Below are 16,096 nucleotides of genomic sequence, written 5' to 3' on the forward strand. Positions count from 1 at the left end.
AGCCCGCTCCCACAGAGGGTTATGGGTTGCCTGATTACTTGCTATTGGTCAGCGAGCTGTAGCTGGTCATCAGGTTGCGGTAGTCCGGGATGTGGTTGGAGAACAGCGTCCCCAGCCCTTCGATATCGTTGCGCCAGTCGCGGTGCAACTCGCACGCCAGGCCGAACCAGGTCATCAACTGGGCCCCCGAGGACGACATGCGGTCCCAGGCCGATTGACGGGTCAGTTCGTTGAAGGTGCCGGAGGCGTCGGTGACCACGAACACCTCAAAGCCTTCGGCCAGGGCCGACAGCGCCGGGAACGCCACGCAGACTTCGGTCACCACGCCGGCAATGATCAACTGTTTCTTGCCGGTGGCCTTGATGGCCTTGACGAAGTCTTCGTTGTCCCAGGCATTGATCTGGCCAGGGCGAGCGATGTACGGCGCGTCCGGGAACAGTGCCTTGAGTTCAGGCACCAGCGGGCCGTTGGGGCCGGTTTCGAAACTGGTGGTGAGGATGGTCGGCAACTTGAAGTACTTGGCCAGGTCGGCCAGCGCCAACACATTGTTCTTGAACCTGTCCGGTTCAATGTCGCGCACCAGCGACAGCAGGCCCGCCTGATGATCGACCAACAGAACGGCAGCGTTATCCTTGTCCAGACGTTTGTAAGAGGTAGTCATTGCAGTAGTCCTCGCTTCTTGTCGATGCCGAATGAAAGTCGGCGTGGGGGTTGCTCGGTTAGCGTTGGGAATCCAGTACTTCGTGTTCGTTCGCCACTTGCTGGGCCTTGAGGTAGCTCTCGATCAGCAACTGATAGTGCGGCATGGCCTGGGCGTAGACGCCAGCCCATTGCTCGGCGTCCGGGCGGTTCCACGAACCTTGCAGCTCAGAGAGCGTAGCCATGATGTCGATCGGTACCACGCCGGCCTGGGCCAAACGGGCGATTGTCAGATCAGTGGCCAGTTTCGAGTGATTGCCTGAGGCATCGACCACGGCGAACACTTTGTAGCCTTCATGCACCGCCGCAATGGAGGGGAATGCCAGGCACACGCTGGTCAACGTACCGGCGATCACCAGGGTTTTCTTGCCGGTGGCTTTGACCGCCGCGTGAAACTCAGGATTGTCCCAGGCGTTGATTTCACCTTTACGCGCCACGTATCGAGCGTGCGGCGCCTCTTGGTGAATCTCTGGAATCAACGGCCCGTTCGGCCCTTGCGGTACGGATGCGGTGGTGATCACCGGCATCTTCAACAGGGTCGCGGCTTTGGCCAGGGCGATGGCGTTGGCGCGCAGTTGCGGCACGTCCATGTCCTTGACGATCTGGAACAGCCCACTCTGGTGGTCGATCAACAGCAGCGCGCTGTCGTTGGGGTCGATGGTCGGTTTCTGGCCATTGAAGTTGGCCGCATTCGTGGTGCTCATGAGCGTTTCCTCTTTCTTTCAGGCAACAGCCATCCCTGGCCTGTGAACCGGCCTACGCATCCTGTGTAGAGCGGAGTTTTGAACGTGAATGCGTCAGCCGTGCATCTGGCCGAACTGCCCCGACTGGAAGTCGGCGAAGGCTTGATGAATTTCCTCCTCGGTGTTCATCACGAACGGACCGTGGCCGATGATCGGCTCGTCAATCGGTTCACCGCTGAGCAGCAACACCACGGCGTCGCTATTGGCTTCCAGGCTGAGCTGGTCGCCGTTGCGCTCGAACAGTGCCAATTGACCTTCGCGCACCAGTTCCAGGCCGTTGACCTGAACCGTGCCCCGCAGCACCACCAACGCGGTATTGCGACCTTCGTGCAGGTCCAGGTTCAGCAACTTGCCGGCGTTCAGGCGAATGTCCCAGACATCGATCGGGGTGAAGGTCCGCGCAGGCCCGGTGTGGCCGTCGAACTCACCGGCGATCAGGCGCAGGCTGCCGGCCTTGTCCTTGAGGGCGATGTTCGGGATGTCGCCATCCAGAATCGTCTGGTAACCGGCCTCGGCCATTTTGTCCTTGGCTGGCAGGTTGACCCACAGCTGGACCATTTCCAGGGTACCGCCGCTCTTGGCGAACGCTTCGGAATGAAACTCCTCGTGCAGGATCCCCGAGGCCGCGGTCATCCATTGCACATCGCCGGGGCCGATCTTGCCGCCGCTGCCGGTGGAGTCGCGGTGTTCCAGTTCGCCCTTGTAAACGATAGTCACGGTTTCAAAACCGCGGTGAGGATGCTGACCAACGCCACGGCGCGCCGTGGTCGGGGTGAATTGCGCAGGGCCGGCATGGTCGAGCAGCAGGAACGGGCTGATGTGTTTGCCCAGGTTGTCGTAGGAGAACAGGGTACGAACCGGGAAACCGTCGCCCACCCAGTGCGCTCGTGGGCTGGTGTAGATACCGATGATGTTTTTCATGGTGCCTCCGGATGTGGGTGAGTCAGAACATGCACACAGCTTAAATCCGGGACCTTTGGTACGGTAGACTGCAAAAATCACCCTTAGCGTTCTATTTGGAGAACGATAGTGGAAGACCTGAACACCCTTTACTACTTCACTCAGGTAGTCGAGCACCGTGGTTTTGCCGCTGCCGGGCGGGCGCTGGACATGCCCAAGTCAAAACTCAGCCGGCGGATTTCCCAACTGGAAGAGCGCCTCGGCGTGCGGCTGATCCACCGCACCAGCCGCCATTGTTCGCTCACCGAAATCGGCCAGGCGTATTACCAGCGTTGCGTTGCCATGTGCGTGGAAGCCGAGAGTGCGGCAGAACTGATCGAGCGCAACCGCTCCGAACCCCAGGGCCTGGTGCGCATCAGTTGCCCGACCGCGTTGCTCAACTCCTGGGTCGGGCCGATGCTGACCCGCTACATGCTCAAGTACCCCTTGGTGGAGTTGTTCATCGAGAGCACCAACCGACGGGTCGACCTGATTCACGAAGGGTTCGACATCGCCCTGCGCGTGCGCTTCCCGCCCTTGGAAAACACCGATCTGGTGATGAAGGTGCTGGGCAACAGCACTCAATGCCTGGTGGGCAGCCCCGATTTTTTGCCGCGCCTGTCGACCCCCGCCAGCCCCGCCGACCTTAGTGGTTTGCCGAGCCTGCACTGGGGTGCGGCGCAACGCGAGTATCAATGGGAACTGTTCGGCCCTGACGCCGCCAGCGCGGTGATCCGTCACCGTCCGCGCATGGTCACCGACGACCTGATTGCCCTGCGCACCGCCGTGATTGCCGGAATCGGCATCGCCCACTTACCGAGCGTCGTGGTCCGTGAAGACGTGGCGGCGGGAACCCTGGTGGAGCTGGTGCCCGACTGGCGACCCAAGTGCGGGATCGTGCACGCCATCTTCCCTTCTCGGCGCGGGCTGCTGCCGTCGGTGCGAACCCTGATCGACTTTTTGGGTGAAGAATTCAGCCGCAGTGATATTGCCTGAAGCCCCTGAGCCTGAGGCTTGGAAAGACCTGAACAATGTAGCCCCGCCTCGCTGAACGCGGAGCCTCTCTGGGACCAAAGTCTATGCAATACCCTCGTAGACGAAGTGATATCAGTTCGATATCTTCCTAGGAAATACTGGTACGCCTCGCCCCTTGTGAGGCCGGCCAGCCTCCATGGATGAACGAAGGCGACCGGGAAGCTCCTTAATGAATAGCTCAGCATCAAGTCTCCCTATGTGTCCTATTGCGCACGCACGCCTCACCTGATTAATCATTCTTTTACCGCTCTTACTTGAACAGTAATCGGGCACACGCCCTTACGACTGGGAAATAATAATGACCAATACAAACGAATCATCAAAAATAACCGTCGATCTATCTTCCAGCGAGAGAAACGGCCCGATTGATTCGGAAAACCTAATCCAAAGCGCAGCCTTTACCAAACTAACAATCCAGATAAAAGAAAGACTCGACAAGAAAACAAAGACCGAACCTTACTCACCAGCCTTGGGAAACAGCCAGGTATTTTTCATTGATGGGACACGTGGCGCGGGCAAGTCAACATTCCTAAGTGCCATCTATCATGCCTTAACCAGCGGAAAAGCAGCTGAACTCAATAATTTGCACCTCGCGCCTTTACAACTACTCGACCCTAGCAAGATAAGCATTCGCGAGCATCTGTTCCTGTCAGTCATATACAAAATCAAGAGCCTCATTGACAACCACATCAAAAGCCCCACTCAAACCTACTCCGACACACTAAACGAAAACAATGAAGACTTCAGAAAGCAATACAAAAGATTAGCCGGCGGACTTCAATTGCTGAATGAAGAACACAACCCGCTAAATGGTATAGACGAAGAAGTCTATTTGGACTTAGGCATTGAGAGGGCCAAGGATGGCGTAGAGCTCGCGGAAAACTTTCACAACCTTGTCAAAACCACTTGCAAACTTCTAAAAGTTGACGCTCTGGTTATCGCCATCGACGATGCAGATACAAACTTCAAAAAAGGAAGAGAGGTACTGGAGCTAATCCGGTGTTACCTGGACAGCCCACATTTTGTTGTATTGATCACGGGCGACCTGGAACTTTACTCTCACCTTGTCAGAGATCATTACTTCGAAAACATTGGCAACCGGCTTCACCAGCAAGATCCGACCAGAAACCTGCAACGTGAAAAGCTGGTTGATCACTTGGAAGATCAATACCTGCTGAAGCTTTTCCCTATCAATAAAAGAATCCATCTTTCCCCCCTATGGAGCTTGGGGAAAAAGATTGAAAGCATATCAATCACCCATCCAAAATGGGGAACTGAAAGCCGAAGCTTGAATAAGACCCTCAAGTCAATTATTAAAGCTGGCTTCAGACTAAAAACAGAGGCAGACATTGAATTATTTCGAGAGTTCCTACTCAAACAACCCCTCAGATCTATTCTTCAATTACTCAATTCCTGCGCACCGCACCTTATTGATGAAGCGGCATTGATATCGCCAGAAATTCTTTCAGAAGCCATGCGTGCAATGGTGCTCGGCAGCCTTTACAAAAAAGGCATAGACACCGACGCATTAACTACCGGAGACATTACCACCCTTATCGACGCAGTATTTCGATTGACCCTTGAAGATGGGGAGTTTGACACCGGAGCCTACTTGAGACCGCAACCCAAAGACGAGAGTTTGCGCAAGAGTTTTGCAGCGCTTTCAGCAGAGGTGGCACGGCATTGTGAGGACAATCCAAAAAATACAATCATGTACCTGTTACAGGGACCAGGAAGTGTTGCCTTATATAAAGAAGCTCGCAAGTCGATAAAAACTGAAGACGACGAAGTAGCGTTAGCCTGGTTTAAAAGTTATTTCAGTGTCGGGCGCCAGGAAGATGCACTAAATTGGGCATGGCACGCCGCTCCGGTCATCATGGGAGGCACGTCCTCTGCCACAGCGATAAAGTGCGGCGTTATTGGACTAAACAGAAGTTCAACAGGCGCTCAAGATAAGAGCATAGCCTCCCCCATAAAATCAATACTTGAGTCCATCACCAAGACCAACGAACGTCCCGCCTTCGCATATACATTGATAAATGTTTTTGACAAAGACAACAGAACATATGCGTCAATCTTTAACGTACTGGGTTTAATGTGCCGACTTCTACAAACCTCTTCAGATGATCCAACACGGCATATTGCTCGCGAACTGCTAAGGGTCTCGGCCACCCCAACCATCTCCGGCCCCCGATGGTCTGACACAGCTGCCCATGAAGAGATTGAAGAAAATGACCCCGAAGAAGATCTCATTGACTCCGTTGAAAAAACTGATTTCGTGGCGAACACTGCCTATTGGTTGGAACATGCCAATTCAATAGCCTCTTCAATTAAGCCCTCCGCTGTGCTGATCGGAAAAATATGGACACGCCTGTATTTCAGCCTAATTAATTGCGCTCAAACATATCGGGCCGGTTCTGGTGTAGGCAAAGGCCCTGCGACAATCATGGAGTTTTACGCTCTGTGCGTTATAAATGCAGTGCTGGTCGAAGAACATGACCACCATTACAGCTCTAATGTCGAACCCAACGCATCGAGTAACTTCAGGAAAAACCCGCAAACAGCCGGGTCCACCATCAACTCAAAATTCATAAATATCGACATGAAAAATTACCCTCTAACCTCAATTATTGCAGGTTGCCCTTTAATACTAAACCTACTCCCTAAAACTTTAACCTATACCGAACTTTTCAAAAAGCTAAGCACCCACGAAGAGCACGACCACGGTTGCGACATTGATATATTTAACAAAATCAACACAGGAATAATCGTAAATCAAAAGAAAAAATAAAAATCCAATACTTTCAATAAGTGATGACGTAACGAATGAAAACCTACCTAAACACCCCGACCATCGTGCACTCAGGCATCGGGACGTCATTACTGTCCAGCAATAGACTGCTGAAAAAACTCGTGCGGTTTCCGTTCGCCCACTCAGTTCCCGATGAGGACGTGGAAGAAGCAGTCTATTTAGCCTTCCAGGCCTGGTTTGCCAGACAACCCGACCATGTTTTTCAGTCCAACTGGCAACTGTTTCGTAGCAACTACCGGGCGCAAGAGGGTCATTGGGTATGGCCGGCCCTGAGTACACTGGTCAATGACTTTCTGGAGTTCCGTCATGGAAAGCTGCACGTCTGCATGCAGCGCTTCGGGGATTGGCAGCAAAGCCTGCTCAGTCGAGTGTCCGCCCTGCCAATCCAGGCCGCGGCATACGCCAAAGGCCCTCCGAATACCTGCACTGACTGGCAAAATACTCTCGCCGCTGCGCCCCACGCCTGCCAGTTACTGAGCCCGACCCATCCCTTGGTCGAGGACTACATTGAGCGAGAAGGTCTGCATGAAACCCACTTGCATCTCAACGGCAGTACCCATGCAGAAGTCTGTTGGCTCAAGGCGCTGCATGAACCCAAGTCGGAAATCCTGGCATTTTCCAAACAGTATTCTTCGCACTCGGCAAGTGGCGCCCGCATCCGGGAGCTGTGTCACGCCATCGATGCGGATCTGTCGCCCGCCCTTCTGTATCGCCACCTTGTGGGGGCTCGTCACATCCGTGCCTGGCTGATTACCCTGGCTTATGAACCGGACCGTATTCTCGCCATGCCGGTTCCTCCTGACTTAGCACAGATGATTGCTGACAAAACGATCGTCAATGCATCATCGGTTCCACGTATTAGGGCGCTCATAGACAAACGCTGTACTTACGCCCAGGAACTTGACTGGATCAAAGTCATTCTTGAACGCCTGCTACAAAAAGCCGAACCCGTGGTAGATCGTCTGCTGCACATTTACCTGCTGTTGCAAAACCAGTACTACCGGTTACTGGTGCAAGGCGAGGACCAGTACGGGTTCGACCAGTTCCAGAAGTTCACCTTCACCGATTTGCGCGACCCTGTAGAAAAACTGTTTTTAGCGCGTTTCCAACAAATGCATGGTTCCAACCCCGACCTCAGCAGGGTCGGCTGGCTAGAGGGACGATTCGCCCCGAAAAAAACCATGGAAGGCAACCAGTCACTGTTAACTTCCGTACTTGGCGGATACCTGAAATATCTTCAACTGAGCGATCCAGAGTGTGTATCCACACGCTCTTTAACTTCGCTCAGCAAGATTCTGCACACCCTGGAGCAGCATCAGCCGAACCTACAGAATCCAAACCATCGAAAGAACCACAAGCTGACCCTCGTTGCGCACTTCCCGAAGAAAACCTGGCACTGGAAAAACAAGAAGGAACAAAACTACAGGCACTACGCACTGAGAAAGGACCTGATCGCGCAGGGCGAAGCCCTGGTCGGTATCGTCAAGCGTTGGCCGTTGTTAAAGAACTGGGTCACAGGAATAGATGCTGCCGCGAATGAACTCCACGCCCCACCCGAGGTATTTGCCCCGGTGTTCCGGGTGTGCCACCACCATGGGTTCACTCACCGCACTTACCACGTCGGTGAGGACTTCCGGCATTTGATCTCCGGTTTGCGCCACGTCACCGACACCCTGGAATTGCTTGACCTCAAACAGGGTGATCGCCTCGGTCATGGCACAGCCTTTGGTATCAAACCCTCGTTATGGCTGGAGCGAATGCCTCCAAAAATCGTCGTGGCAAGGGGCGAATGGATGCTGGACTTGCTCTGCGCCTGGACGTTGCTGCGTTCTCATCCCGAGGCCCAACTCGATACCCGACGCCTTGAGATGTCCATCAGCGAGATGGCAAGTTATGTGTTCAACCAGGACATCAGCATCATGACGCTGGAAAACGTCATGCGTTTGCGCGGGCTGCATATCCCTTATGTGCTGGAGGCAGACAGGGACCCTAGCTGGGATTGGCAAAACGCCTCACTGTCCGATGCCTGGAGAGAGGAAGCGCGAATCGTTGATCAGGCCAAGCGAACGAACGGACGACTGCTGGGCCTACTGACGAAATGGATCACCGGTGATGGCGGCCTGTGGAGCCGCAGTGAAGAACTCATCAGCGTTGAGGCCGGATACCTGAGCGCCAACACGCTGTTACTACTGCAACAAAACGTGATGCATGCACTTGTGGACAGAAATGTGGTGGTTGAAACCTTGCCAACCAGCAACGTGCGGATCAGCCAGTACGAGAACTTCACCGAGCATCACTCTCTCCGCTGGATAAAGGCACCAGGGTTTGCCGTAGAAGGAGACCCCGACATTATGGTTTCAATGGGTTCAGACGATCCCGGGGTCTTTGCCAACGACTTGAATGGTGACTTCTATCAACTCTATGCCGTGCTGCAGCAGACCGGAATGCTTGATAAACACGCACTTGACCTGCTTTCCACAGTTAATGAAAGAGGCAGGCAATACCGTTTCCATAAACGCACCCGCTGATAATGAACCGCAGGGCGGCAGCACCGATCAATTGGGCTCCAGGCTGCGGCCCAAACGTGTCATCGCCTGCTGCAGTTCATCGACCGCTTCGTTGAGCAATTGAACATCCCCCTCCCGGCAGGCGGCTTCCAGTTGTTCGCACCCTGCCAGCAATCGATCGGCGCGGACAATGCGTGCGCCGCCCTTGATCCGGTGCGCCAGGTCGCTCAGGCCTTGGCGGTCATCGCGACGGTGCAGTTCGCGCAGTTGCTTCAGGTCCTGGGCATTGCTGGTGGCCAGGTCACGCACCAATTGGTTGATCAGCGTGCGGTCGCTGCCGACAAATTTTTCCAGGCCGCTCAGGTCCATTTCTGCCCAGGCTGAAGGCTCTTCATCGACGGGCGACGGAGGTGGGCTGTCGGCAAACCTTGCCCCCAACCAATCGCTCAAATCCTTCAGGCTGATGGGCTTGAACAGGCAGTCGTCCATACCGGCCTCCACACACCGCACCTTTTCCTCGGGTTGGGCATTGGCGGTGAAGCCGAGGATCAAGCAGGCCTCCTGACCACTGGCCCGCTCTTCGTCACGGATGGCTCCGGCCAAGTCATAGCCATTCATGACCGGCATGTTGCAATCGGTGATCACCACATCAAAGAACTGCTCCCGCCACAGTTGCAACGCCCGCTCACCGTCCGGGGCATCGGTAAAGCGATGGCCCAGGTAACCCAGCTGCCGGGTGAGCAACAGTCGATTGGCCGGGTAGTCGTCGACCACCAGGATCTCCAGAGCCCGTATCGGTGCTGACACCTCCACGTGCAGCGGCGTCTCCAACGGCGCCAGGCTCGGGACATCCAGCGTCACCTCGACCTCGGTGCCCTGCCCCAGCACACTCTCCAACCGTAACCGGCCCCCCATGGCTTCACACAACGCCCGGCAAATGACCAGCCCCAGGCCCGAACCGCTGCGGGATGATTGCCCGTGGTTGCTGGCCTGGACGAAAGGACTGAACAGCCGCTGCTGGTCGGCGATGCTCAGGCCGATTCCGCTGTCCTCGACGCGCAGCACCGCACGCAGATGCCCCTGCTCCAGCGGCGGCTTGATCTCGACATGCAACTTCACTGCGCCCTGGCGGGTGAACTTGATGGCATTGCTCAACAGATTGGACAGCACCTGTTTGAGGCGTGCCGGGTCAATCAGCACATCACGATCACAGCGCGGGTCCAGTGTGACCTCCCAGTTGAGGTGTTTTTGCCGCGCCAGGCCTTCGAACACCTTCGCCACCGACTCGATCACCTTCCGTAAATTGGCGCGCTCAGGCGCCAGCGTCAGATGCCCCGACTCAATACGCGCGATGTCCAGGATGTCGCCGATCAACTCCAGCAACTGCCGGGCCGCTGTCGATGCGACCTCAATCGCAGGACGGTCGATCACGCCGTGATCGGCCTGCTTCGTCGCCAGTTCCAGCATGCCGATCAAGGCGTTCATGGGCGTGCGGATTTCATGGCTCATAGTCGCCAGGAACGTGGTCTTGGCCCGGTTGGCCTCGTCCGCCGCCTGCTTGGCCTCTTGCAGTTGCAACAGCAGTTGCTGGCGCTTGCGGATCTGGCTGCGCTGGTAGCCGATCCAGCCCAGCGCCAGCAGCAGCAACAGCGTTGCCCCGACAAACCCCTGAATGATGGTGCCGCGATGACGCAGCCAATAGCTGTCATCCACCGCCAGATCGGTGCGCCAGGGGTTGCTCAGTTCGTCCATTTCCTCGGGCGAGATGCTCAACAGTGCCTTGTTCAAAATCGAGTTCAGTTCCAGTTCGCCACGCTGGGTGGCGAAACTGACGAGCGCAGGCTCATTCCCCAGGGTGCTGGTCACTGCCAACCGGTCGCGGTACTGCCGGGCAATCAGGTAGCGGGCGATGATCAGCGAACTCACCGAGGCATCGGCCTGCCCCTTGGCTACCAGCTCGATGCCCTCGGCCGGGGTTTGCACCTCGATAAAGCGAATGCCCGGAACCTGTGCCTGCAAGAAGTCACGCAGGGCGTGCCCCCTGTAGATCGCCAGGCGCTTACCAGTCATGTCACCCAGGGTTTGCGGTTGTTTGGGATCGGTACTGCTGACCAGCACAAACGGGTTGACCATATAAGGTCGGGAAAACTGCATTTCGGACTGAAGCTCGGTGGTGGGAGGCAGGACCGCCAGCATGTCCAGTTCGCCGCGCTTGAGCTGGGCGATTTGCTCATTCAACGAATCGCCCGGCACCACCTCGAAGCGCAGCCCGGTGCGCAGGCTGATCCGGGCCATGATCTGCGCACTCAACCCGATGAAATCGCCGCTGGCGTCGAAAAACGCGAGGGGTGCAAAACGGGCGTTTACCCCGACCCTGACCTGCGGGTGGGTTTGCAGCCAGCGTTGCTCGCTGTCGCTCAATTGCAACCGCTGTGTACTGCTGAAACGGCTGCCGGCACTCCAGCGGCGCAGGATGGTCGAGCGCTCCTCGAGCGTAATCGCCTCCAGGGCTCCATTGATGATCCGTTGCAAGCGGGCGTTATCGGCCGCCACGGCAAACGCAAACGGGTTGACTTCCAGGCGCGCAAAATCAACCAGTTGCACATTGTTCAGGTAGTTATTGTTGATCAGGTAACTGGCGCTGATGGAGTCCCCGATGTAGACGTCCGCCCGACCAAAGGCAACCGCGCCGATGGCGCTCAGGGTCGAAGGATAGAGTTGCAGGTGACCCTTGGGATACAAAGCCTCGACCGCCTGCGGTGGCAGGTAGTGATCAAGCATCGCCACCCGCTGGCCGGCCAGGTCCGTGGCCAGCTTGCCGCTGGTGCCCGTGCGCGCGACCAGCGCCGGTGAATCGTCCGCATAAGGGCGCGACAGCAACAGGTGCGGGTCCGCCGCCTCGAAACCGTTGGCCGTGCCCAGCAGGTCCACGTCCCCGGCCTTCAGCGCGGCAATCACCGCCAACCGGGAGTCATAACGCTGCACATCGACCCGCACGTGCAGCAACTGGCTCAACAGGTCGGCATAGTCGGCGGTAATACCCTCCAGGTCATGGTCATTGACCGTGAGTTCGAAGGGCGCATAGTCCGGCGCCGACGCGCCCAGACGCAAATGGCCCTTTTCACGCAACCAGCGCCAGTCGTCCTCGCTCAAGGTTGCCCGGTAGCCGTCTACCGTCGAGCGCCCCAGCAGATGCAGGGCATGAGGTTCGGCGCCCAGACTCGCCAGCGACCACAAGAGGCTGAGCACTGTCAGGGGCACGAGCCAACCGCGCACGCTCCTGGTCATTCAGATCAGCCGATTGCGCTTGGCAAAATCGCACAGATGGACCAACGAGCTGACGCCGAGCTTTTCAATCAACCGCGTTTTGTAAGTGCTGACGGTCTTGTGGCTCAGCAACATTGCCTCGGCGATGTCCTTATTGCTGGAGCCACGGGCCAGGTATTGGAAAATGGTCAGTTCGCGGTCAGAAAGACGCTCGATCATTTGCAACTCGCTGTGCTGCAAGCCATTCGCGCTCACCGAGCTTTCGGGCAACCGGGGAAAATAAGTGTAGTTGTTCATGATGGCCTGCACGGCTTTGCGCAACTCTTGCAGGTCATTGGTTTTGGCGATGTAGCCCAGGGCTCCCGCCCGCATGCAACGGCTGACGTAAAACTGTGGGTCCTGCGCGGTGAACACCAGGACACGGCTGGGTACGCCACTGGCCTTGATCCGCGACAATACATCCAGACCATCGAGGTTGGGGATTTGCAGGTCAAGAATCACCAGGTCCGGTGAGTGCTCGCGGATCATTTGCACGGCATCGACACCCGTGGAGGCTTGCAGGATGACCGTGAAGCACTCCTGTTCGAGCACCATTTTGACCGCGGCCCGAATAACCGGATGATCGTCGACAATCAGCACTGAACGCATGGAAATTCCCTGTCGATATGGCGATGTCCCGTTGCATCATCACGCCAAGCGTAGACGCAACAGCTGCGCATCGACTGTTACATGCCATCAATTCCAGGGCTACCTGTCAGAACTGACAGTTCCGACGAACGGTATAGCTACTCCGCAGTACGCGGGCTCCAGAACGCGCACCACCAGGGGCGAGGTTGAGAGTCGTGCCACCAGCGCGTCCAGTTCGTCACCGTCGACCGAGGTGGTCGATGGCTTGCTGATGAAATCCTTGAGACATCCACACTCCCTGTGGAAACGGTGTTGTCCGAACGTTTACTGCCAGCCGAACCGGCGGATGTAGAAACCTTTCACCGCCTGCGTCAGGGCCATGTACGCCAGCAAAATCACCGGCAGGAACACGAAGTACATCGACGGCAATGCCTGCAGTTTGAAGTAATGCGCCAGCGGCCCCATCGGCAAGAAGATCCCGACCGCCATGATGATCCCGGTCATCACCAGCAGCGGCATCGCAGCGCGGCTTTGCAGGAACGGAATTTTCGGCGTGCGGATCATGTGCACGATCAGCGTCTGGGTCAGCAGCCCCACCACGAACCAGCCTGACTGGAACAGGGTTTGATGGTCCGGGGTGTTGGCATCGAACACATACCACATCAAGCCAAACGTCAGGATGTCGAAGATTGAACTGATCGGGCCAAAGAACAGCATGAAGCGGCCCACATCGCCTGGCTGCCAGCGTTGCGGCTTTTTCAGCATGTCTTCATCGACGTTATCGAACGGGATGGCGATCTGCGAAATATCGTAGAGCAGGTTCTGCACCAGCAGGTGCATCGGCAGCATCGGCAGGAACGGGATAAACGCACTGGCCACCAATACCGAGAACACGTTGCCGAAGTTCGAACTGGCGGTCATCTTGATGTACTTGAGCATGTTGGCGAAGGTCCGGCGCCCTTCCAGTACGCCCTCCTCCAGCACCATCAGGCTCTTTTCCAGGAGGATGATGTCCGCCGCTTCCTTGGCGATGTCCACGGCGCTGTCCACCGAAATACCGATGTCGGCCGTGCGCAACGCCGGCGCGTCATTGATGCCGTCGCCCATGAAACCGACCACATGCCCGTTGGCCTTGAGCAACCGCACGATACGTTCCTTGTGGGACGGCGTCAGTTTGGCAAACACGTTGGTGGTCTCCACCGCCACCGCCAACTCGGCATCGCTCATGCGTTCGATGTCGTTGCCCATCAGCAAGCCTTGCTGTTCCAGGCCCACTTCGCGGCAGATTTTTGCCGTGACCAATTCATTGTCGCCGGTCAGCACTTTGACCGCGACGCCGTGGGCCGCCAACGCCTTGAGCGCAGGTGCGGTGCTGTCCTTGGGTGGATCGAGGAACGCCACGTAACCGATCAGCGTCAACTCCTGCTCGTCCGCCAGGCTGTACGTGTCGCGCCCGGCCTGCATCGGCCGCGCAGCCACGGCCACTACCCGCAGGCCTTCTTCGTTGAAGTCGGCGGTGACCTCACGGATGCGCGCCAGCAGTTGATCGGTGAGTGCTTCTTCAGCCTCGCCATGACGCACGCGCTTGCACACGGCGAGCACTTCTTCCACGGCGCCCTTGCAGATCAGCAGGTGAGGACGATCCTTTTCGGCGACCACCACCGACATGCGCCGACGGGTGAAGTCGAACGGAATCTCGTCGACTTTCTGAAAGGCAGTCCCGACTTTCAGCTCGCGGTGCACTTCGACGTGTTCAAGGACGGCCACGTCCAGCAGGTTTTTCAGGCCGGTCTGGTAGTAGCTGTTCAGGTAGGCCATTTCCAGCACGTCATCGGACTCTTCGCCCCAAACGTCGACATGGCGGGCCAGGAAAATCTTGTCCTGGGTCAGGGTGCCGGTCTTGTCGGTGCAGAGCACGTCCATCGCACCGAAGTTCTGGATCGCGTCGAGGCGTTTGACGATGACTTTTTTGCGCGACAGGAACACCGCGCCCTTGGCCAGCGTCGAGGTGACGATCATCGGCAGCATTTCCGGGGTCAGCCCCACGGCGATGGACAGCGCAAACAGCAGCGCTTCCATCCAGTCTCCCTTGGTGAAGCCGTTGATGAACAGCACCAGCGGCGCCATCACGAACATGAAGCGGATCAGCAACCAACTGACCTTGTTGACGCCGGTCTGGAATGAGGTCGGTGCGCGGTCGGTGGCGCTGACACGTTGCGCCAACGCGCCGAAATAGGTGCTGTTGCCCGTGGTCAAAACCACCGCGGTCGCCGCACCCGACACCACGTTGGTGCCCATGAACAGGATGTTGTCCAGGTCCAGCGGGTTGCTGGTGTCGCTGTCTTGCTGGCGGGGGAATTTCTCCACCGGCATCGATTCACCGGTCATCGCCGCCTGGCTGACGAACAGGTCCTTGGCACTCAACACGCGGCAATCGGCGGGAATCATGTCACCGGCCGACAGCACGATCAGGTCGCCAGGCACCAGCAACTTGATCGGCAGTTCGATGCGCTGCGCGCCTTTGACGTGAGTCGCTGCGCCGTAGAACCTGCCGAACACCGGTGCCGCTTCGGCACTGAAGTCCCGACGCATGACGGTGGCGGTGTTGCTGACCATCGCCTTGAGCGCGTCGGCGGCCTTGTTCGACTTGGTTTCCTGCCAGAAACGCAGAAAGGTCGAGAGCACCACCATGGAGAAAATCACCGTGGCGGCTTTCATGTCTTCCGTCAGCCACGAGATGACCGCCAACAAGGTCAGCAGCAGGTTGAAGGGGTTTTTGTAGCAGTGCCACAAGTGAGTCCACCATGGCAGTGGCTGCTCATGCTCGACTTCGTTGAGGCCGTACTGCTCACGCAATGCATCGGCTTCGACGTCGCTCAAGCCATCGGTGTGGCTGCCGAGGTTGTCCAGCAACTGGCCGGTGTCGCTGTTGGCCGCAGCCACCAGGGTTTGCGCCAAGGTGGGCGGGACTTCACGGTTGACCGTGGCGTCGGTGAAACTTTCCAGCAGCGCCAGTCGGCGGAAGTGCCGGGCAAAGTGCCGGGTACGCAGGAAGCCTGCGAAGAACTCTTTCAAGAGGGTGAGTTTCATGGTGTTACTCCTGCGCCGCCCGCGCCCCACCCTCTTTTGGGTGACTACGCAGGCAGTCGTAAATCGGAACAGTCAGGCATTTTTTAGGAGTCTCGCGAGAGGGCTTACGCCCGGAACAGTCGCAAACGCACCGGCAGTACGGGTCGATGCTGTCGGCGGTGGATCTGAATGATGATGGTGCCCATGGCTAATCCCCTGACGGTCAACGCAGGGAAACCTTCGAGCAGGTACAACCATCCGCCCGCCGTGCCCGTAAAAAGGGCAGGACAGCGTTGATCCGCCGGTCGTAAACGACAGGCGCGTCGATAGGGCTGCGATCACGACAGGGAAGTCGGAATCACACGCTGATCAGCGTCGGTGAGAGGACGTCGGGACAC

At 57.2% G+C, this 16,096-nt stretch carries 9 protein-coding genes and 1 pseudogene; 3 read left to right on the plus strand and 7 right to left on the minus strand.

Annotated features, from left to right (window positions below; genetic code table 11):
• Positions 1–34: 34 nt before the first annotated feature.
• From ycaC to AC1Z1G_RS17610, 3 genes are all read right to left on the minus strand, one after another.
• Positions 35–661 (minus strand): isochorismate family cysteine hydrolase YcaC, encoded by a 627-nt coding sequence (ycaC, locus tag AC1Z1G_RS17600; protein ID WP_483621316.1) that lies wholly within the window; start codon positions 659–661, stop codon positions 35–37.
• Between the two features lie 58 nt (positions 662–719).
• The gene (locus AC1Z1G_RS17605; RefSeq protein ID WP_483621318.1) at positions 720–1,403 is read right to left on the minus strand and encodes an isochorismatase family protein; all 684 of its coding nucleotides are present in this window, start codon (positions 1,401–1,403) and stop codon (positions 720–722) included.
• A 93-nt stretch (positions 1,404–1,496) separates the two neighbouring features.
• Entirely contained in the window at positions 1,497–2,363 is an 867-nt protein-coding gene (locus AC1Z1G_RS17610; protein WP_483621320.1) for a pirin family protein, read from the minus strand.
• Between the two features lie 105 nt (positions 2,364–2,468).
• Here AC1Z1G_RS17610 and AC1Z1G_RS17615 point away from each other — a divergent pair, with 105 nt between their 5' ends.
• The 3 genes from AC1Z1G_RS17615 (at position 2,469) to AC1Z1G_RS17625 (ending at position 8,756) form a co-directional block, all read left to right on the plus strand.
• The gene (locus AC1Z1G_RS17615) at positions 2,469–3,377 is read left to right on the plus strand and encodes a LysR family transcriptional regulator (protein WP_483627900.1); all 909 of its coding nucleotides are present in this window, start codon (positions 2,469–2,471) and stop codon (positions 3,375–3,377) included.
• A 337-nt stretch (positions 3,378–3,714) separates the two neighbouring features.
• Entirely contained in the window at positions 3,715–6,207 is a 2,493-nt protein-coding gene (locus AC1Z1G_RS17620) for a P-loop NTPase fold protein (protein WP_483621321.1), read from the plus strand.
• Between the two features lie 35 nt (positions 6,208–6,242).
• Positions 6,243–8,756, plus strand: coding sequence for an amidohydrolase family protein (locus AC1Z1G_RS17625; RefSeq protein ID WP_483621322.1), 2,514 nt, complete (start codon positions 6,243–6,245; stop codon positions 8,754–8,756).
• A 27-nt stretch (positions 8,757–8,783) separates the two neighbouring features.
• Here the strand turns inward: AC1Z1G_RS17625 and AC1Z1G_RS17630 are convergent, their stop codons facing one another.
• From AC1Z1G_RS17630 to mgtA, 4 genes and pseudogenes are all read right to left on the minus strand, one after another.
• A complete protein-coding gene (locus AC1Z1G_RS17630; protein ID WP_483621324.1) occupies positions 8,784–12,023 on the minus strand; it encodes a transporter substrate-binding domain-containing protein in 3,240 nt (1,079 codons plus the stop codon).
• Positions 12,024–12,650 carry a response regulator gene (locus tag AC1Z1G_RS17635; RefSeq protein ID WP_483621326.1) on the minus strand — a complete coding sequence of 209 codons (627 nt, stop codon included), beginning with the start codon at positions 12,648–12,650 and terminating at the stop codon, positions 12,024–12,026.
• Between the two features lie 137 nt (positions 12,651–12,787).
• Positions 12,788–12,890 (minus strand): annotated as a pseudogene (locus AC1Z1G_RS17640) (MgtC/SapB family protein); the annotation flags it as partial.
• A 63-nt stretch (positions 12,891–12,953) separates the two neighbouring features.
• On the minus strand, positions 12,954–15,719 hold the full coding sequence (gene mgtA, locus AC1Z1G_RS17645; RefSeq protein WP_483621328.1) for a magnesium-translocating P-type ATPase: 2,766 nt from the start codon (positions 15,717–15,719) through the stop codon (positions 12,954–12,956).
• Positions 15,720–16,096: the final 377 nt, after the last annotated feature.

It is taken from the genome of Pseudomonas sp. JL27(2026), from assembly GCF_056933555.1.

Excerpts from the sequence above, each read along its gene's own strand:
- mgtA (WP_483621328.1), bottom strand. The coding sequence starts at position 15,719 with ATGAAACTCACCCTCTTGAAAGAGTTCTTCGCAGGCTTCCTGCGTACC.
- ycaC (WP_483621316.1), bottom strand. The coding sequence starts at position 661 with ATGACTACCTCTTACAAACGTCTGGACAAGGATAACGCTGCCGTTCTG.
- AC1Z1G_RS17610 (WP_483621320.1), bottom strand. The coding sequence starts at position 2,363 with ATGAAAAACATCATCGGTATCTACACCAGCCCACGAGCGCACTGGGTG.
- AC1Z1G_RS17620 (WP_483621321.1), top strand. The coding sequence starts at position 3,715 with ATGACCAATACAAACGAATCATCAAAAATAACCGTCGATCTATCTTCC.
- AC1Z1G_RS17635 (WP_483621326.1), bottom strand. The coding sequence starts at position 12,650 with ATGCGTTCAGTGCTGATTGTCGACGATCATCCGGTTATTCGGGCCGCG.
- AC1Z1G_RS17605 (WP_483621318.1), bottom strand. The coding sequence starts at position 1,403 with ATGAGCACCACGAATGCGGCCAACTTCAATGGCCAGAAACCGACCATC.
- AC1Z1G_RS17630 (WP_483621324.1), bottom strand. The coding sequence starts at position 12,023 with ATGACCAGGAGCGTGCGCGGTTGGCTCGTGCCCCTGACAGTGCTCAGC.
- AC1Z1G_RS17625 (WP_483621322.1), top strand. The coding sequence starts at position 6,243 with ATGAAAACCTACCTAAACACCCCGACCATCGTGCACTCAGGCATCGGG.